At 34.0% G+C, this 19,839-nt stretch carries 17 protein-coding genes and 1 tRNA gene; all 18 read right to left on the bottom strand.

Going from position 1 to position 19,839, the window contains the following annotated elements; genetic code table 11:
* Positions 1-83: 83 nt before the first annotated feature.
* Positions 84-536, bottom strand: a complete 453-nt coding sequence (locus tag CLMAG_RS01840) for a DUF8180 domain-containing protein (protein WP_066617115.1) — start codon at positions 534-536, stop codon at positions 84-86.
* A 30-nt stretch (positions 537-566) separates the two neighbouring features.
* On the bottom strand, positions 567-761 hold the full coding sequence (locus tag CLMAG_RS01835) for a CooT family nickel-binding protein (RefSeq protein ID WP_066617112.1): 195 nt from the start codon (positions 759-761) through the stop codon (positions 567-569).
* Positions 762-956: 195 nt separating this feature from the next.
* Positions 957-2,888 carry a corrinoid activation/regeneration protein AcsV gene (acsV, locus tag CLMAG_RS01830; RefSeq protein ID WP_066617110.1) on the bottom strand — a complete coding sequence of 644 codons (1,932 nt, stop codon included), beginning with the start codon at positions 2,886-2,888 and terminating at the stop codon, positions 957-959.
* A gap of 58 nt (positions 2,889-2,946) precedes the next feature.
* Positions 2,947-3,321, bottom strand: coding sequence for a glycine cleavage system protein GcvH (gcvH, locus tag CLMAG_RS01825; RefSeq protein WP_066617102.1), 375 nt, complete (start codon positions 3,319-3,321; stop codon positions 2,947-2,949).
* 109 nt (positions 3,322-3,430) lie between these two features.
* Positions 3,431-5,557: an acetyl-CoA decarbonylase/synthase complex subunit alpha/beta gene (acsB, locus tag CLMAG_RS01820; protein ID WP_066617099.1), complete on the bottom strand. Its 2,127-nt coding sequence runs from the start codon at positions 5,555-5,557 to the stop codon at positions 3,431-3,433.
* 48 nt (positions 5,558-5,605) lie between these two features.
* Positions 5,606-6,391, bottom strand: a complete 786-nt coding sequence (gene acsE / locus CLMAG_RS01815) for a carbon monoxide dehydrogenase/acetyl-CoA synthase methytransferase subunit (protein WP_066617097.1) — start codon at positions 6,389-6,391, stop codon at positions 5,606-5,608.
* Positions 6,392-6,513: 122 nt separating this feature from the next.
* Positions 6,514-7,866 (bottom strand): acetyl-CoA decarbonylase/synthase complex subunit gamma, encoded by a 1,353-nt coding sequence (gene acsC, locus CLMAG_RS01810; RefSeq protein ID WP_066617095.1) that lies wholly within the window; start codon positions 7,864-7,866, stop codon positions 6,514-6,516.
* A gap of 45 nt (positions 7,867-7,911) precedes the next feature.
* The gene (gene acsD, locus CLMAG_RS01805; RefSeq protein WP_066617092.1) at positions 7,912-8,856 is read right to left on the bottom strand and encodes an acetyl-CoA decarbonylase/synthase complex subunit delta; all 945 of its coding nucleotides are present in this window, start codon (positions 8,854-8,856) and stop codon (positions 7,912-7,914) included.
* Positions 8,857-8,875: 19 nt separating this feature from the next.
* Positions 8,876-9,652 (bottom strand): ATP-binding protein, encoded by a 777-nt coding sequence (locus CLMAG_RS01800; protein WP_066617090.1) that lies wholly within the window; start codon positions 9,650-9,652, stop codon positions 8,876-8,878.
* 48 nt (positions 9,653-9,700) lie between these two features.
* Complete coding sequence (gene lpdA / locus CLMAG_RS01795; protein ID WP_066617087.1) at positions 9,701-11,080, bottom strand: dihydrolipoyl dehydrogenase; 1,380 nt, start codon at positions 11,078-11,080, stop codon at positions 9,701-9,703.
* Between the two features lie 19 nt (positions 11,081-11,099).
* On the bottom strand, positions 11,100-11,975 hold the full coding sequence (locus tag CLMAG_RS01790; RefSeq protein WP_066617085.1) for a methylenetetrahydrofolate reductase: 876 nt from the start codon (positions 11,973-11,975) through the stop codon (positions 11,100-11,102).
* A gap of 18 nt (positions 11,976-11,993) precedes the next feature.
* A complete protein-coding gene (locus tag CLMAG_RS01785) occupies positions 11,994-12,647 on the bottom strand; it encodes a methylenetetrahydrofolate reductase C-terminal domain-containing protein (protein WP_066617084.1) in 654 nt (217 codons plus the stop codon).
* Between the two features lie 25 nt (positions 12,648-12,672).
* On the bottom strand, positions 12,673-13,527 hold the full coding sequence (locus tag CLMAG_RS01780) for a bifunctional 5,10-methylenetetrahydrofolate dehydrogenase/5,10-methenyltetrahydrofolate cyclohydrolase (RefSeq protein WP_066617079.1): 855 nt from the start codon (positions 13,525-13,527) through the stop codon (positions 12,673-12,675).
* A gap of 107 nt (positions 13,528-13,634) precedes the next feature.
* Positions 13,635-14,267, bottom strand: coding sequence for a cyclodeaminase/cyclohydrolase family protein (locus tag CLMAG_RS01775; RefSeq protein WP_066617077.1), 633 nt, complete (start codon positions 14,265-14,267; stop codon positions 13,635-13,637).
* A 22-nt stretch (positions 14,268-14,289) separates the two neighbouring features.
* Positions 14,290-15,966, bottom strand: coding sequence for a formate--tetrahydrofolate ligase (locus tag CLMAG_RS01770; RefSeq protein ID WP_066617075.1), 1,677 nt, complete (start codon positions 15,964-15,966; stop codon positions 14,290-14,292).
* Position 15,967: 1 nt separating this feature from the next.
* Entirely contained in the window at positions 15,968-16,744 is a 777-nt protein-coding gene (locus CLMAG_RS01765) for an ATP-binding protein (protein ID WP_175562191.1), read from the bottom strand.
* A 241-nt stretch (positions 16,745-16,985) separates the two neighbouring features.
* Entirely contained in the window at positions 16,986-18,881 is a 1,896-nt protein-coding gene (gene cooS / locus CLMAG_RS01760; RefSeq protein WP_066617070.1) for an anaerobic carbon-monoxide dehydrogenase catalytic subunit, read from the bottom strand.
* An 835-nt stretch (positions 18,882-19,716) separates the two neighbouring features.
* A tRNA-Trp gene (locus CLMAG_RS01755) sits at positions 19,717-19,791 on the bottom strand.
* Positions 19,792-19,839 lie beyond the last annotated feature (48 nt).

Genomic DNA, 19,839 nt, shown 5'->3' with positions numbered 1-19,839 from the left:
AGAGAAAACTTAAATTTGTTAATAGTGCAGAAGAGATGCTCATCTAAATACCGGCTACTAAGTCAAGTTTGACTTTCTATTTCCTATATATGTTTCTGAGCTTCTAGCAGCATTTCATCTGCCTTTTCCATAAATTCTATTGCTTTTTTAATAGAGTCAGATGTTTCCACTCTTCCCATCTGTTTTGATTTTTCAACCCAATCTTTAAATCCTTCTTCATGGGATTTATTATGTTCAACCCAATGATTTAGTAAAAGCTTTAAAGTTTTTTCTTCCTTACTTAGGTTATTATTCTCTGCAGCAACCTCACAGCTGCCTTCATGTTTATGTCCATGCCCCTCTCCATGAGAGTGGGTGTGACTTCCATCATGAGTATGTTCATGAGCATGTTTATGTTCGTGCTCATGGGCATGAATATGATTGTGTTCATGAGCATGCTCATGTCCATCATGGTCATGATTATGACTATGAGTATGTTCATGCTGATGGTCATGTTCGTGTATATGGTTGTGGTCATGTAAATTTTCCTTGCACATAAAAAATCCCTCCATTTAATTCATCTATTGTTATATTGTCTTCTCAATTATTATCTTATGTTCTAAAAGTCTTATCTCTTTAAGGATTCCTTCAATAATCTGTTCTTCTCCTAGAATATCAGTTAAGGATAACTTTCCATTTTCTTTTGGGACTACGTCCACTACATAATCCATTAATTTACGCTCGCCATCTTCTGTTATTAAATATGCTGTTGATTCACACATTACTATTCCCTCCTGTATTCCTTATAAGCCCTAAAAGATTATTAACCTTTTAGTCTCCTGTATTCCTTATACTGTACTAAAAGATTGTTAATCTTTTAGCCTCCTGCATTACTTCTTATATTACTTTCAGTATACTCTTTTTTATTCCTATATCAATAAATTTTTCTGTAATTTTGACTTCTTAGCATATATACGTTATTTTTCTAGTAACTGTTTTACTGTAGGGAATTTCTCTATATCTGTATGAGGTAGGAAACTTGCAGATATAAACTCATCCATATAACCTGGATCTGCACTAAGCTCCACATAAGTCATGTGATTTGATAGTTCTTCAAGCTTATGTCTTCCATCCTCACTCATTAATATTAAGTAGCATCCCATCAGAGAACTATTTCCTACATAAGAAATTTTACTTTCATCTACATCAGGAAGCATACCTATCTTTATAGAATTTTTAATATCTAAACTATTTCCTATGCCGCCTGCTATATAAATCTTATCTATCATTGTACAATCCATTCCAAGACCGGTTAACAAAGTAGTAAGGCCGGAATAGATTGCTGCTTTCGCTCTAATAAAATTATCTATATCAACTTCCGTTATGGTAATATCTTTTTCCAATTCATATTCTTCTTTGAATACAATTATGTATTCTCCAATTCCATTTTCATCAAATCTTACTCTTGAAGTATTTAAATTTTTTATCAATTTTCCTCTTCTGTCTGTAATTCCTGAAAACATCAATTCACATATTAAATCAATAATTCCTGATCCACAAACCCCTAAAGGCTTATCATTTCCTATAAAACTAATCTCCGGTTCGTATGTATCTTTATTAATTTTTACTTTTTCAATGGCTCCATTAGCAGCTCTCATACCGCAGCTTATCTCTCCACCTTCAAAAGCTGGACCTGCGGAACAAGCACATGTCATTAAGAATTCCTTATTTCCAAAAACAATTTCTCCATTAGTCCCCAAATCAATGAAAAGAATATTTTCATCTGATGACCATATACCTGAAGACAAAACTCCTGCAGTTATATCTCCACCTACGTAACTAGCTACTGAAGGAACTAAGTAAATAAAAGTTTCTTGATTTACTTCTAAGCCTAATTCAGAAGCCTTAATAAAAGGCGGTTTTACAAAAGCTGGTATATAGGGTTCCATTCTTAAGTAATCAGGATAAACTCCTAAAAAAAGGTGAGACATAGTAGTATTTCCTGCAGCTATAAAGGATACAATTTCATCCTTATCTATACCAGAATCCTCATACATCTTTCTAAGCAAAGGATTTATAGTTTCCTTTATTATTGCATCATTTAATACCTTAAGGCCATCTTTCTTTGTAGAATACATTATCCTATTTATAACATCTGCACCATACTTTATCTGTGCATTTCCTGAGGATGCTTTCGCTATAAGTTTTCCACCTTGTAGATCAACTAAACAAGCTGCTACAGAAGTAGTTCCAATATCTAAAGCAATGCCGTATAATCTATCAGTAGTATCCCCTGATTCCATATTAACTATTGTTGTTTTCCCTTGACCTCTTGGTATGTGGGTTATAGTTACTTTAAAATCTTTTTCTCTTAAAATAGGAGGCATTTTTCTAAGCATAGGAAGTCTGCAAAACACCTGGTTATATCCTAAATTATTTCTCAAGTGTCTTTTTATTCTCTCGAAATCTGATATGTTATCATCTAAAGTTGGTAAATCTAGCTCTATGTAATCTTTTTTTATGTAAGTCTTGAACTCCATTCCATTGTCTAAAATCTGCTTCTTTGCTCTTTCAAATATCCTCTCTTCTCTTTCACCAGATAAAGCTTCTATCTTCATGCCATGCATAGCAGACCCAGCATTAGACGGAACTTCTATAACAACATCTTCCTTAACCTTTGAACAACATGCTAAAATATAACCTTCATTCCACTCCTCATCCTTTAAGTGCCTACTTTTTTGTGTATCTACTTTTCCTTTAACTACTTTTACCTTACATTTTCCACAGGTTCCATTTCCATTACATGGCGCATCAATAAAAACTTCTGCTTTTCTAGCCACTTCTAATAGACTTTCTCCTTCAGAAACTTCAATTTCCTTGTTTTGAGGAATAAATTTAACCTTTAACATATTTTGTGAATACCTCCTTAAAAAAAACTTTCTCGGCAAAACACCGAGAAGTTTCTTTTTACTTTATGCCTGCTTCATATCCAGCAGCGTCTAATAGGTTTTCAAGTTCACCTTTATCGCTTAATTTTATTTTTGCTATCCATGCATCATAAGCATCTTCATTTATATATTCTGGCTCATCATCTAATTTTTCATTTACTTCTACAACTTCGCCAGATATTGGAGCAAATAAATCTGAAGCTTTCTTTGAAGATTCAACTACTCCAAAAGGTTTTCCCTGAGTTACTTCATCTCCAACTTCTGGTAGTTCAACAAATAATATTTCTCCAAGTTGATTTTGTGCAAAATCAGTTATTCCTACATAAGCTACATCTCCATCAACTTTAGCCCATGTATGCTCATTATGATAATGTAAATCGTTTGGTAAATTCATATATTACACCCCATCTCAATAAATTTAAATAATTCACTGTAATTTTTATTTAGATTACCAGTGACAAGTGACAATTTAATCACTTGTCACCGGCATAAAGTTTAAATTATTACATTATTGGATCTAAGTTTAGTGCTGGATGTCCTTTTTCTGTTAAGAACGCTACAACTGCATCTGAATCTGTAGCTATAGTTTCATCACAGATTCTATCTGCAAAGTTTTCTATATCATATAATTCTTTAGCAGTAGCATTTAATCTATCTGCTACAAAGTCTTTCAATTCTTTTGGCATCCATACTATTCTTTCGATTCCGCCTTCTGCCTTCATGAATTTCTTTGATGGAATAAATGCTCTTCCATGACCCATGAATCCTGGAGTTTGTACCCCACCACCTGTCATAGATGCAAGTTCACCAAATGTCATTCCAAGTGGAGTTGTTGAAGCAAATTCTCTGTTTACTATAACAACACCATTTGCTTCTGGCATAATACCTGTTATACATTCGAAACATCCACAAGAAGTCATTGGACTATTTAATATACTATATAATGTAACTTCTGTTACAGCACCTTGTGAACCATTTGCTACAGCTTCATTTACCTTTTCCCAAATACCACATTTTTCATCAATTACACCTTCTTTAGGAACTTCTTGACATGGACCTGTAGGGTTTAATTGAAGTGTAGCTTTAGCATCTAACCATGAAACTGCTCCGCAAAGACCAAGTCTTTCTGGAGTAACTATACAAATATGAGCTGGAGCAAATGATTGACAAAGATTACATGTGTAGAATGTATCAACACTTTCATCAGTTAATGATAACAGTCTTTCATCTCTTTCAGCAAATCTAGGCATAGCCAATTGTTCTTTCATTTCTACAGCTTTTTCTGGATCAGTTATTAATGTAATTTCACATTTATCTACAACTTCACCAAATTCGTCTAACATTTTAGCGTATACTACTTCACCAAAATGTTTTAATCTAAAGCCCTTTTCAAAAGCTTCTTTACCTACTCTTAACCAAGTCATATTTCTTTGTCCAACGTGCATTACACCTTCAATGTAGTTTAAGAAGTAGTGCAGTCTTCTTTCTAGAACTGGTTCGAAGTCTTTTTGCATTTTAGCACCAGCTACTTTTATAAGCATTCCAAGAGGTAATTTTCCTGGAGCATCTGTTATAACATCTATGTCTGGTCCTATAATTTCTATTTTATGGTCTTCAACTTCTCCAACCTCAGCACTCATAACTAATTCCCAAGCTTCAGTCTTGTTACCACCAAACTCTGCAAACATGTCATTCTTTCTAATTCTTTCACCTTCGAATGCTGCTGCAAATGCAACTGGTATTGGAATTTCAGTTATCTTTATTTTAATCTTTCTAGCTTCAAGAGAAGTTTTAACTACTTTATCATAATCTTTTTGAGTTAATAATAATGTAGGAACTTCTGTTACAGTTTGGTCAGTTACTACAGGGAATCCAAGTGCTATTGCACCAGCTCCTGCTGAAACTACAAGTTCGCTTAATGGACCAAATGCATTTACGAAAGCTGGAACTCTGTCTGAACAGTATTGAAGAACTTCAGCTAAATTACCTGGCTTAACTCCTCCGAATATTAAAGCTGCTCTTATAGCAACAGTTACAACATGAATTACTGAAGTAACATCATATCCTAGAGGAATAACTCTTAATTCAAGACCCATTTTAACATTAGCTTCTATAGCTTGATCTATTACTTTACCAACTAAGAATGTTAATAATCCTTTTGATTGGTAGTCTTTTATAACTTTTGCTGCACTTTCAGCATCTGGACATTCTCCAAGTACAACTGCTACACCTGGAATATCTCCTGTAACTAGTGGTACTCCTAATGAACGGATTATTGGGTCAGATACAAATCCAGCACATGGCGCTGCATATGGAGCATCTGAAAGTACATATTTTGCTGCTTCAACTATTTCTGCAGCAACAGCTGTAGCTAATCCTGAGTTTAATAATTTATCAAGCATTTCCTCTTCAACTATTAAACTTCTAACTATGTCTAAAGCACCTTCTAATTCTGCTACAGTTGTGATTTTCTTTCCTGTTGCAGCATAAATTACTGGTAATGAATATGCAGTATCTGGAAATGCAACCTTACAATCTCTACCTTTTTCTTCTACTGCCTTTGCTACAAGACCTTCTGCAGCTGCTAAAGCCTGTTTTGAACCAGTGAATACAGTTTGAAATAAATTCATTTTTAAACCCCTCCCTAAAATAAAATTATGGACCTATTTTTTTAAATATTATAAGTCTAAATATGAATCAGCGTATAATACAGCTCCATTTACAACGTCACAAGTTTTTATTGTTTCCATTAATCTCTTGTCACATGGATTCATTATCGCTGAAGTAAGTCCTGATTGCATAGCCATTGCACAGAATGTAGCATCCATGATTGGTCTTATTTCCTTTGGAGCTCCATTTGATATGTTACTTAATCCACAAGTAGTTCTAAGTCCCATTTCGCTTATCATTCTAATTGCTTCTAATACTTCTTTTTGCTTATCTTGCATTCCTTTTATTACTAGGAATAATGGGTCAAATAATAAATCTGTTGGTTCCATTCCAAGACCCATTCCTCTTTCAAGCATTTCTGTACAATAAGCCATTCTTTCATCATTATCTTTAGTTATACCTTCTTTTGCACATAATGCAATAACCATAGCATCATATTCTGCTGCTAAATCTATATTAGCAATTCTTTCACCAGCATCAGCTGAGTTTACAATTGGTTTTCCTTTTGATCTGTTGTAAACTTTAAGTCCTGCTTCTATAGCTTTGCTGTTTGTTGTATCTAATGCAATTGGAACATTATCAAATTCTTTTTGGAGTAATTGAACACCCCATTGCATTAAATCTTCTCCACCTTTTTCTGCTGGTCCTATATTAAAATCTATATAGTGAGCACCTGCCTCTAACTGCTCTTTTGCTCTCTTTATAATTTCTGCAGGGTTTCTTTCTTCTATAGCCCTTCTAACAGCTGGTGATATACAGTGAATTCTTTCACCAATAACTATAAACTTATCCATAATTAAATATCCTCCTATTTTTTCATTAAAATTTTAAAATAACATAAATACATTATTATTTTATATTTCTAGTTGAGAATGGAGAAAATTCCCCATTCTCAACTTAAATAGTATAAGAATTATTATTTACCTGTTAATTCTTTTAAGAACTTAGGAATGAACATTGATTCTGCTGTTCCAACTATAATTTCCCATCCTGGTAAATTTTCTTCTAAGTCACCTTTTAGAACTGCAACTTTTCCTGGAAGTATAAGCTTTCTAGTCTTAACTTTTTCTTCTATTCCATTTTCTTTTATGAACTTAGTTATGCTGCTAGCTGTAAACTTACCAGCTGCCCATGAAGTAAGAACTGAGTATCCACCAGCATCTGGAATTAACATCTGTACTGGAACTTTTGATCTTTCAACTTCACCTGCTACTATGAAGTAAGTTAAAGCAAAGTCAACAGTACATATTATTGGAGCATTTTCATCTGCACCATTTATTGGATATATACCTGGTTCTACTCTCATTGGTTTTTGTGGATCAGTGAATACATTTTGTCTTAAACCATATAATGGTAATGCTCTAGCAAAATCCATATCGCTTAAAACTATTATTGAACCATATTTCATTGTAAATAATGTAGATAATGCTACTTCCATGAATTTATCACCTTTTGCAAGCTCATCTACAAATAGGATTGATGGATATCCAAATGTTCTATCTCCACCTTGAAGGTTTATTCTTCTTATTTGAACTGTATTTTCAAATGCTTCCTTAACTGAAGCTGAACCTGGATCAAGAACTAAATTCTTGTATCCTAATTTTTGAACTTCTTCAACTAAAGCATATAATGCTTCTAAGCTTTCAGATTTTAAGCCTAAAGCTATGTTATCAGCTTTAACTAACTCAACCATTTCCTTAAAGTTTTCTTTGTTAGCTCCATATACTACTGGATTTTCAGCTTTTACTAATTCTAAAGCTTCTTTAGCTACATTTACATCTTCAACGATTAATATGTAAGCTACTTTTAATCCACTAGCTTTTACTTTATTAACTAAAGCAATATACTTGTCTTTATTGCCAGCATATTTTAATGCAGCAAATTCAACTTTCATTTCTTCACCGATTCTTACATAATTAACATCTATCATATGTTGAATCTTTGCATCTACTTCAGCATCATCCATGCTATCTGATAGTAATACTGCAAATCTATTTCTGTTTACAAAAGTCTTTTCATGACGGAATAATACAGTTTCTCCACCTAATTTATATTCTGTATCACCAGTACCTACTGTTATAGTCTTCATTAGTGGTGCTGTTGCTTCTGATAATTTTTCTATAGCTTCTGAGCTCATATGTGGACATTTACCTATTTCTACTCCACCTGCTGCTACTTTCATTGAGAAAGCCAAACAAGTTGGAAAACCACAATCCTTACAATTCTTTTTTGGTGTTAATTTAAATATATCTAATCCTGTTAAAGCCATTTTGAATCCCCCTTATCTAAATTCCAGTATATATTTTAATTTATATTAACCTAATAATGCATTTACAAAATTTTTAATAGTTTCTACTGATTTTGGATGACGTAAAATAACTGCGTTAGACCCAGATGCTAAAACACCTGTAGCTGTTGCTATTTCCATAGCTATTCCTCTATCTTCTTGTGATCCCCATTGTGGTGAATCTGCTTCTAACTCAACTGTTTCCTTTACCTTCCAAGTATCAAAAGAAACTGGTGTAATTATTGGAACTTGAAGAGTTTTGTCATTTTGTCCAAGAGCAGCAAGTCTTATTCTATCTAAAGTTGAAACAACATATTCATAACCGTATCCTGCAGCAGCAGAACCTGCATTATCAACTATTTTGTCATTAGCAACTCCTAATTGGTTAACTAGTATATTCATTTGTTTTGCAAGGTTTATATCAACTGAAGACTCAGCTCCAATTTTATGATTATAAGCCATTGCACCAGCAGCTGCTACAGTTTTGTAGTTGTCTTCTACTGCTGCTAGTAAAAGAACATTGTGTCCATCTAATTCTTGAGCTACTTTTTCAAATAATTTAGCATCTTTATCGTGATTTCCAGTTCCTGCTACTACAAGTGGAGTTTTTATAGCTTCTGCTACAGCTTTTGCACCCTTTGCAACTTCTTCTGGAGCTTTATCTAATCCGTTTGGATCAGCACTGTCTAACTTTAAGCATATAAAGTCAGGAGCGTATTTTTCTTCTACAAATTTTGCCCACGCAACTGGATCACTAATTACATCTTTATAAAGATCCTTTAAAGCGTCTGACCAATCTTCTGGAACGATATCTGAAATTTCCATACCAACTTTTGGAGTATTACCTACATTTCCATCAAAAGAATAGAATGGAAGTACACTTTCACCACCTAATTTTATGGCTTTTTCTCCTGTTCCAATTTCAACTTCACAAATTTTTCCTGAAAAGTTCTGTACTGATTTTTTGAACATAACTTATTGCCTCCTTAAATTACTTATTAAATTGAATTTTTGATAAAATATCATTTAATGCTTTTTTTGATAGTGAATCCTCTGGTAATTCTACTAGAGGTTTTCCACTAGAATCATATTCATACACCATTTGGTCCATAGGAACAACCCCTAATAATTCTAACCCTTGGTTATTTATTTCTTCCATTGTTCCTTCATTTAGCTTACCTTCTGGTGCCCTATTAACTATAAGAAATATTTGTCCAACTTTTAATTTTAGTTCATCAACTAAACGTCTTATTCTGCCTACAGCCTGAATTCCTCTTCTTGAGCAGTCACTAATTAAAAATAAAGTATCTATATTCTCAACTACTTTTCTGCTTAAGTGCTCCATTCCGGCTTCATTATCTATAACTAAGTATTCATAATTTCCAGACAGAGAATCTATTTGGGTCTTTAGTACCCCATTTACATAACAATAACACCCTGTACCTTGAGATCTTCCCATTACAATCATGTCATAACCTTTTGCTTCAGTTATAGCAGCGCTTAATTTATACTTTAAGTAATCTGCCTTTAACATGCCTCCTGGAAAATTATTGTCACCTGCAAGTGATCTTTGACTTACATCTTCTCTTATTTCCCCAATAGTTTCTTCTATATCTACACCTAATACTTCGTTTAAGTTTGCATTAGCATCGGCATCAACTGCAAGAATAGGACCTTGTGATTTTTTAACTAAGTAATCTATTAGAAGTCCTGTTAATGTAGTTTTACCTGTGCCACCTTTACCTGCTACGGCTATCTTGTATCCCATAGTACAACCTCCCTTTATTGCTATGCATAGGGCAAAAGCCCTATGCTATTACTCTACTGAATGAACACATTGTTTATGAACATCATGAAGTGCTTCCATAATTCCTTCACATAAAGTTGGATGTGGATGAATTACTTCTCCTACTTGTTCTGCTGTTAAACCAAGTTCACAAGCTACTGTTAACTCACCAAGCATATCTGCTGCACGTTCTCCGATTATAGCCGCTCCAATAATTACATCTTTTTCATCTGTAATTACTTTTACAAATCCTTGAATTTTACCCATAGCTTGAGCTTTTCCAAGACCTCTAAAATCGAATTTTCCTACTTTATAATTGATTCCAGCATCTTTTGCTTGTTTTTCTTTCATACCAACAGAAGCAACTTCTGGTTCTGTAAATACACAACCTGGTATAGCTTTATAACTAACTTTCTTCTTTTTATCTAGTACAGCATTTTCTATAGCTACGATACCTTGTCTTGAAGCTACATGAGCTAAATCAGGACTTATAGTTAAATCGCCTATAGCATAAACGCCTTCTACATTAGTTTCTAAATACTCGTTAACTATTACTTTACCTCTATCCATTTGCATTCCTAATTCTTCTAATCCAAGACCTTCTGTATATGCTCTTCTACCAATAGCTACAAGCATCTTCTCTGATTCTACTTTTTTGCCACTAGCTAAAGTTGCAACTACTTTACCCTCTTCAACTTCTACAGTTGAGATTCCATCACCTACAAAGAACTTTAACTTTTCTTGTTTAAAGCTTCTTTGTAGTATTTTTGCTGTATCTTCATCTTCAAGTGGTAATAATTGTGGTAACATTTCCACTATTTTAACTTCAGTTCCAAGTCTATTTAAGAACTGTCCTATTTCACAGCCTATTACACCACCACCAACAATAGTTACTGATTTTGGCTGTTCTTTAAGATTTAAAACTTCATCAGAAGTCATTACATTCTTACCATCGTAAGGAAGGAATCTTGGAACTACCGGTACAGAACCTGTAGCAAGTATTATCTTATCTGCTGGTATACTTTCTTTTGTTCCATCTTCCTTTGTAACTTCAACTTCCTTATTGCTTACTAATCTTCCTAAGCCTCTTACAAGTTTTACTCCTCTGCTTTCAAATAGGTATTCAATTCCTTTTACAAGCTGAGTAACAACTTTTTCTTTTCTTTCTACTATAGTTGCAAAATCTGCACTTATAGCACCTTCGATGTTAACACCAAATTTCTTAGCTTCTCTAACATGATTTAATACGTCTGAACAAGCAAGTAGAGCTTTTGTAGGTATACATCCTACATTTAGGCAAGTTCCCCCTACTTTACCTTTTTCAACTATAGTAACCTCTGCACCTAACATCGCAGCCTTAAGTGCAGCTACATATCCGCCTGGTCCCCCACCAATAACTACTATTTTCATCATGATCTCCCCTTATTTTTTATAATCCTGCAGCATCTAATACTAATGGCACATTTTCTTCAGCCCCAATTGCCATTATGTGAGCTCCGTCACAAAGTCCCTCTTCCTTAGCTTGTTTTATAAATTCCCCTGCTATTTGGATTCCTTCTTTAACTTTATCTTCAGCATTTTTCATTCTCTCAATTAATTCATCTGGCACAAATATTCCTGGTACATTTTTATTCATGTACTTTGCCATACCTGCTGATTTAAGTGGTATAATACCAACTAATAGTTTTGCATCCAAGTGTTTTGTTTTTTCTCTGAAGATTCTTAGTGTATCCATATCATACACTGCTTGAGTTTGGAAATATCTAGCTCCAGCTTTTATCTTCTTTTCCATCTTCATGATTTGTAACTCTAAAGGATCATACTTTGGTGTTACACATGCTCCCAAGTAAAAATTAGGTGTTGAACTTAAATCATTACCAGACATATCTTTACCGCTTGCTATTGTACTAGCCACCTTAAGTATTCCTACGCTATCAAGATCATAAACAGGTTTTGCTCCTGGATGATCCCCTACCATTGTGTAATCTCCAGTTAGACCTAAAACATTCTCTATTCCGAATACACCTGCTGATAAAAGTTCTCCTTGAATAGCTATTCTATTTCTATCTCTTCCTGTTATTTGAAGTATAGGCTCAAATCCAGCATCCTTTAAAACTTTACAAGTTGCTAAGGAGGTAGCTTTCAATGTTGCAGATTGGAAGTCCGTAACGTTAATTCCATGGGCTCTTCCCTTTATCATCTTTGCACACTCTATTAAATGAGAAAGATCTATACCTTTTGGAGGTGCCATTTCTGCTGTAACTGCAAACTCTCCTCTTTCTAAAGCTTCTTTTAATAGGCTCATTTTCAATCCCCCTTAGTCTTATTCCTTATCTTTTAAATCTATTTTTCTTGGATGGTAACTAACTTTATAATCTCTTGGTTCTCTTATTTCTAAAAGGTTATCTAGTTTACCTTGTTCTTTCAATTTGTCATATATTAAGATCCATGCACAATCATTTTCTGGATCTACTTCACATTTTCCATCTCTTGCACCGCCGCAAGGTCCATTTAAAAGACCTTTAGCACATATTGTTACTGGACATATTCCAGCTGTCCATCCAAGTTGACAGCTTCCACAAGCTCTACAAGCTTCTGCATACTGACCAACTCTTTCAACTTCACCTATGAATAATGTATTGTTTCCAGGATATACGGAATTTTTAACAAGTTTTGCAACTGTTTGTGTTCCATCTCCACAAGCTAATGATAGAATTGCATCAGCATCCTTTAACTCGTCCTTTAAGCCTTTTAGGTCTTTTCTTGTTTTTAGTAAATTACAAGAAGGATCAAGTATCTTACATCCTAGAACTTCTTTTCCGTTTTCTTCTAATTTAGCTTTCATTGCTAAAACTTCTTCTTCCCCACCAACTTTACAAGTGGATGCACATAAGGAACAACCTGTGATAATTACTTTTTTACTATCTTTTAGATATTCAAGTATCTCGTCAAAAGGTTTTTTCTCTGAAATAATCATTCTTACTCCCCCATTATTAAAACGCTTATAGGTTGTTTTGTTGCTTGCATGCTTTTACTACATGTTTCGCAAGTATTGAAGTAGTAACTGAACCTACTCCTGCTGGTACAGGTGTTATCATTGAAGCCTTTTCTACACAATCATCTGTATTTACATCCCCACATAGCTTGCCTTCAGCATCAACGTTAATACCTACATCTATAACTGCTGCACCATCTTTAACATATTTTGAATCAATCATTTTAGCTTTACCAATACCAACAACTAAAATGTCTGCTTCTGAACATACTGCAGGCATGTCCGCTGTTCTAGAGTGACAAATTGTAACTGTAGCATTTTCATTTAGAAGTAACATTGATACAGGCTTTCCTACTACCATTGATCTTCCTACAACAACAGCATTTTTACCTTTCATAGGTACTTCATAATGTTTTAATATTTCTATAACTGCTGATGGAGTACATGGTGCAAAACCTGTTACATCACTTTCCATAACCTTAGCCACATTTACAGGGCTGAAGCAGTCTACATCCTTTTCTGGTGCAATTACATATTTGATAACACTTTCATCTAATTGTTTTGGAAAGGGTCTAAATACTAATATACCGTTTGTCGCTTTATCTTCGTTTACTTTTTTAAGTTCTGTGATAAAATCATCCTGTGATATGTCTACTGGGAGCTCTTTAACTTCTGTTTCTATGCCTATTTCCTGGCATCTTTTTAAAGCTCCTCTTTCATAAGCAAGGTCACTTCCGTTTGCTCCAACTCTAACTATTGTTAGTTTTGGAGTAATACCCTTTACCTTTAACCCTTTTACTTCCTCAGCTAAAGCTGCGCTTATAGCATCTGCAACTGGTTTTCCTTTAATTATCTGACCCATACTTACAATCTCCTTCTATTCAAAATTTAGATTTTAAGATTTAAAACTTTCTATGTAAACACCCTCGGAAGAAAATTTACTTTCTTCCGATGGTATACTACAACCTATTACTTAGAAAGCGCTTTTACTACTTTCTCATAAACTTCATCAGAGATTTTGATTCCATCTTGAACTAAAGGTTCTGTTTCTTTTTTTACTTTCTCAACATACTCAGTATCTTTAATTGAATTTATGTTGATTATTACATTTAATTGAGCGCTAATAATTGCAGCTCTTAAACATTGTACTCCTACTCCAACGTCGCTTATAGCTAGCGCTGAACAGTTATCAACTAAGTCCTCATGTAACTTAATACAATCGAAGCATAGCTTAACTATTGATACTGGAACTTGACAAGCTTCCTTTAAGCATTTTTCTAAAGTTTCATCCTTTAGCTTTTTCTGTTCATCAGTATCTTTAGGCATTCCATAAGCTTTTGAAAGAGGTAAGAAGCACTCTGCATCAGCATCTATCATTTTAAGGAGCTCATTTTGAAGCTTTCCACAATTTTCTAATATACCATTAAGTTTTTCTTCATACTCAGCAAATTTTTTCTTTCCTATAGTTAAGTTGCACACCATACTTCCAAGTGCCATTCCTATTGCACCTGTTAGAGCTGCTGCACCACCACCACCTGGAACTGCTGCTTTAGAAGCAAGAACTTCTATAAATTCAGTACAAGTTTTATCTGCCAGTTTCATTATTATTTCCCCCTAAAATTCTTTAGAATAATCCACCTATTACGCCATCTTGATCAACATCAATTTTTTCAGCTGCTGGAACTTTAGGAAGTCCTGGCATTTTCATGATTGCTCCAGTTAAAGCAACAACGAAACCTGCTCCTGCTGAAACTGTTACTTGTCTTACTGTTATAGTAAATCCTGTTGGTCTTCCAAGTTTAGTTTGGTCATCAGTTAAAGAATACTGAGTTTTTGCCATACATACTGGAGTTTTTCCAAACCCATTCTTCTCTAACTCATCAATTTCTTTGTTAGCTTGATCTGCAAATAAAACATCATCTGCACCGTAAACTTTTTGAGCTATAGCTCTTATTTTTTCTCTTATTGGAAGTTCTGCATCGTAAGCAAATTGGAAGTTGTTTTCTCCTGCTTCGATTAATCTTATTACTTCTTTAGCAACTTCTACTCCGCCTTCTCCGCCTTTTGCCCAAACTTCTGATAACTTAACATTTACACCAAGAGCTTTACATCTAGCTTCAACTAAATCTAACTCTGCTTTTGTATCAGTTGGGAATGCGTTTATTGCAACAACTGCTGGTAATTTAAATACCTTAGTTATGTTTTCAACGTGTTTTAATAAGTTTGGAAGTCCTTTTTCAAGAGCTTCTAAGTTTTCATTATTTAAGTCAGCTTTTGCAACTCCACCATTGTATTTTAATGCTCTAACTGTAGCAACTACAACTACTGCATCTGGTTTTAATCCAGCCATTCTACATTTGATGTCTAAGAATTTTTCAGCTCCAAGGTCAGCACCGAAGCCTGCCTCTGTAACTACATAATCTGCAAAATGAGTAGCCATTCTTGTAGCCATTATTGAGTTACATCCATGAGCTATGTTTGCAAATGGTCCACCATGTACAAATGCTGGTGTTCCTTCTAGAGTTTGTACTAAGTTTGGTTTTAATGCATCTTTAAGTAATGCTGCCATAGCACCTTGAGCATTTATTTGTCCAGCTGTTACTGGTGCTCCTGCTCTTGTATAACCTATAACTATTCTAGCTAATCTTGCTTTTAAGTCTGTTATGTCACTTGCTAAGCAGAATATAGCCATTATTTCTGAAGCAACTGTAATGTCAAATCCGTCTTCTCTTGGCATTCCATTAGCTTTTCCACCCATACCATCAACAACAAATCTTAATTGTCTGTCGTTCATGTCAACACATCTTCTCCAAACTATTCTTCTTGGATCGATGTCTAGAGCATTTCCATGATATATATGGTTATCTATCATTGCTGCTAATAAATTGTTAGCTGCTCCAATTGCATGGAAATCACCAGTAAAGTGTAGGTTAATGTCTTCCATTGGAACAACTTGTGCATATCCGCCGCCAGCTGCTCCACCTTTTACACCAAATACTGGTCCTAATGATGGTTCTCTTAATGCAACTATTGTATTTTTTCCTAATTTTGATAAAGCGTCAGCTACACCTATTGATGTAGTAGTTTTACCTTCTCCAGCAGGTGTTGGATTGATTGCTGTGCAAAGTATAAGTTTACCATTTTTTCCTGGAGTTTTCTTTAATAAGTTGTAATCTACTTTAGCCTTGTATTTTCCGTAAAGCTCTATGTCGTCCTCGGAAACACCTATTTTTGAAGCTATCTCTCTAATGTCTTGTGGTTTACACTCCTGTGCTATTTCGATATCAGATTTAAAACCCATTTTAAAATACCCCCATCTCTAATTTTTGTTTTATATTTTTTACCTCCTCAACGGTTTCTTTATTAGAATCGTAAGGAGATTGGTTAACTCTATCAGAGCTTCCTACTGTATCTTTATAATGTATGAAGCCAAGGCATGCACCTTCATCTATATTTTCTAGTATGTACTTTTCATCATCTGCATTCTTTATTTTATTTGCCACTACGAAAACCTTACCAATACCTAAATCCCCTGCAAGTCTTTTTACATGTTTATAAGTTTGTATACTTCTTATTCCAGGTTCTACAACAACTATGAAAACGTCAACACCTTGAGCTGTACCCCTTCCTAAATGTTCTATACCAGCTTCCATATCCATTATTACAATGTCTTTATTTTGAAGCATTAAATGCGAAGTTAACTTTTTTAGAAGAACATTTTCAGGACAAATACAACCTGTCCCACCAGTATCTACTGTACCCATAGTTAAAAGTCTCACACCATTATACTCTTTGCAATATCTTTCAGGTATGTCATCTACTTTTGGATTTATCTTGAACATTTTACCAAAAGATCCTGGAGTAGAACTTGTTCTTTCTGCAACTAACTTCTTCATCTCTGATATAGGAACAATTTCATCTATTAATTTTTCTGGGAAACCTAATGCCAAAGCTAGGTTAGGATCAGGATCTGCGTCAACAGCTAAAACCTTATATCCTTCTTCTGCATAAATTCTACTTATAATAGCTGTAAATGTAGTTTTTCCTACGCCACCTTTTCCTGTTATTGCCATTTTCATTTTCATATGTAGACCCTCCTTTTTTGCTACAATAGTTGCTTCATCTATATTATTTGCTATACGCTTATCTGCATCTTGTCTCAAAGTGACACCGACCGTGATATCGTTATCACTTTGAGACTAATAACAGTTTCATTATGATACTCTTAAATGGTACTGCAACCTATAATAGCATTTTTTTCATATTGGCATAATATTTGCTAATACTATTTATATAAGAATATCACATATAAAGATAAATTTATATTCCTAATTTCTTACGTTTTTCATTAACTCTATTAACTATTTGCTCAACAGTCTTATGTGGATCTGTTTCTACAAAGAATTTAGCGCCTACCCACTCTTCTATTCTATTAGTTAGGATGTCTACAACTTCAGGACCACCTGTAACTGGAGGAACTACTCCAAGCCATGTATCTATACCTGATGCTACAACATAATTTCCTATTGATATAGCTTTTTCTGACATGTACTCAGGAGCTATACCAACTACTGGTAGATCACTTATATCCACTCCTAATTGATTAGCTGTCATTCCAACTAATTCTAGGATACGACTTATATCTACACATGATCCCATGTGAAGTACTGGTGGTATATCTACTAATTCACATACCTTTTTAAGTCCTGGACCAGCAAGTTCTTTAGCTTCTTTCGTTAATAAACCTGCTTTAGCTGCTGCTTGAGCTGCACAACCAGTAGTAACAACTATTATGTCATTCTTGATTAAGCCTTTTATTACTTCTAAATGACCTTCATCATGAACAGTTTTAGGATTGTTACATCCAACTACACCAGCTGCTCCTCTTATAACTCCTGCAACTATAACGTCTGCTAGAGGTTTTGTTGATTGCATTGGTCCTATGTGTGAATTAACAACTCCATCTAATTTATTTAATATTTCTTCTGTACTATATCCAACTTCTGCTTTAGTCTTAGCCTCAGGTATCATAACCTTGCTCTTATCTCTGTTTTTAAAGTTCATTATAGCTTCTTTTACTACAGCAATACCTGTTTTTAGTGGTGCTGCTTCATCCATTTCCATATGAGTCGCACCTGTAATACGTGCTTTTGGTGAAGTAGTTATGAATTTAGTATGATAGCTTTCTGATAATTTAGCTAATGCAGGGAATATACATTGTACGTCAACTACTAAAGCATCTACTGCTCCAGTGATAACTGCTAATTCCTGTTGCATAAAGTTACCAGCTAATTTAACACCATGTCTCATTGTAGCTTCATTAGCTGTACAGCACATACCGCAAAGGTTTATTCCATCTGCTCCTTGTGATTTAGCTAATTCAATCATTTCTGGCATTTCTGCAGCTGCAACTATCATTTCTGAAAGCACTGGTTCATGTCCATGTAAAACTATATTTACTTGGTTATGTTCTAGAACTCCTAGGCTTGCTTCAGTAGGACGTGAATGAGGAGTACCAAACATAATATCACTGAATTCTGTAGCCATATATGATCCTAACCATCCATCTGCTAGTCCACATCTTAATCCCATTTTAAGAATAGCTTCAGCATCTGCCATACATCCTATATGAGTTGAGTGCATGATTGCAACAACTTCTCTATCAAATCCTCTAGGAACTATGTCTAATTTTTCCCATATTTCTTTTCTTTTTGCTGGAACTGTTGGTGGTAAAACAATATGTCCTTCTTGTCTACCAAAATCTCTTAATCCTGCTTGAGCAAGTTCATGAGCTACATCGTATACATCTCTTCCTTCAGTTTCGATGCCAAATCTTGCAGCAACTTTCTTTAATTTCTTTTCGTCTTTTACTTGTATAGCTCCATTTGGACTTGCATGTAATAATTCAAGTACTATACTTCTACCATGGTCTGCATGAGCTGCAGCTCCACCAGCTACCATTCTAGCAAAGTTTCTAGCTACGATAACATCTGCAGTAGCACCACAGATACCTCTTTCAGCACCTTTTCCAGGAACTGGACTTACTCTACAAGGTCCCATAGTACAGTTTCTACAGCACACACCAGCAGAACCAAATCCGCAAGCTGCTTTTTGAGCCACTTTTCTGTCCCAAGCTGTTTCCAAGCCTTCATTTTTAGCCTTGTCCAACATTTGTAAGGTAGTTTGATCGACTGAAATTACTTTTTCTTCACTCATTTTAATAATTCCCTCCTTGTAGGATTAATCCATGAACTAAATGGATGTAATCCATAATATTGCCTAAAACCCTATTATTTTTTTTATTTGAGAATAATTGTATAGTTACATTTATAATTATACTGCTTTTATATTAAAAAGAAAAGATAATTAACGAAAAAATGTTAAAAAATAAACATGTATTTTTTAAAAAATCAAAACTTTGAGAAAATATCTTTATTTGCTTAAGGTTTTTCAATGCAAAATTAATATTTTACACATATTACATGTAATGTTATATTATAACTTTAAGCCGCCAGTGAATTATTAATTTTACTGGTAAATATTGTAATAAAACCTGTGAAATCACTACTAAAAAGGGGCTTATTTACAAGATTTTATATTATATTCCTATATTATCATAGTTCCATTCTAAATTGCAAAATTTTTTTTGATTTTTTTAATAATTCTAGATTATTTTTCTACCAACTATTTCACTGTCATTTTTCAAATTTTATCACTTTGTAATCGTTATCTTGTTTTCCAAAATTTATCTCGCGAAATAAATACTGTTACTAACTTGTATATATCGTCTTATATATTGTTAAATTTTTAGTAAACTTTAATTTAAATTCAAATAACTTTTATAATTTTTATAAAATAATATAATTAGTATCATTTTTAATATTCTTTTTCCGACACATGATTGCAAACTTTTTTCTTTTTATACCTATTGTTTAAAAATATTTTTAATATTATCTTGTGTATTCTAAGACAAAATCTAAAGGTTTTACAAAAAACAAAAATCGCCAAAGAAAAAAGCCTGTAGAATATTATTTCCACAGACTTTTTTCTTTGGCAGGGGCAGTAGGATTTGAACCCACAACCAATGGTTTTGGAGACCACTACTCTACCGTTGAGCCATACCCCTAAGAACAATATTTATTATACATTACATATATTTAAAATGCAAGCATTT

It is taken from the genome of Clostridium magnum DSM 2767, assembly GCF_001623875.1.
GTDB lineage: Bacteria > Bacillota > Clostridia > Clostridiales > Clostridiaceae > Clostridium_AM > Clostridium_AM magnum.
The sequence above is the reverse complement of the archived record's forward strand: the minus strand, read 5'-3'. Positions and strand labels throughout refer to the sequence as shown.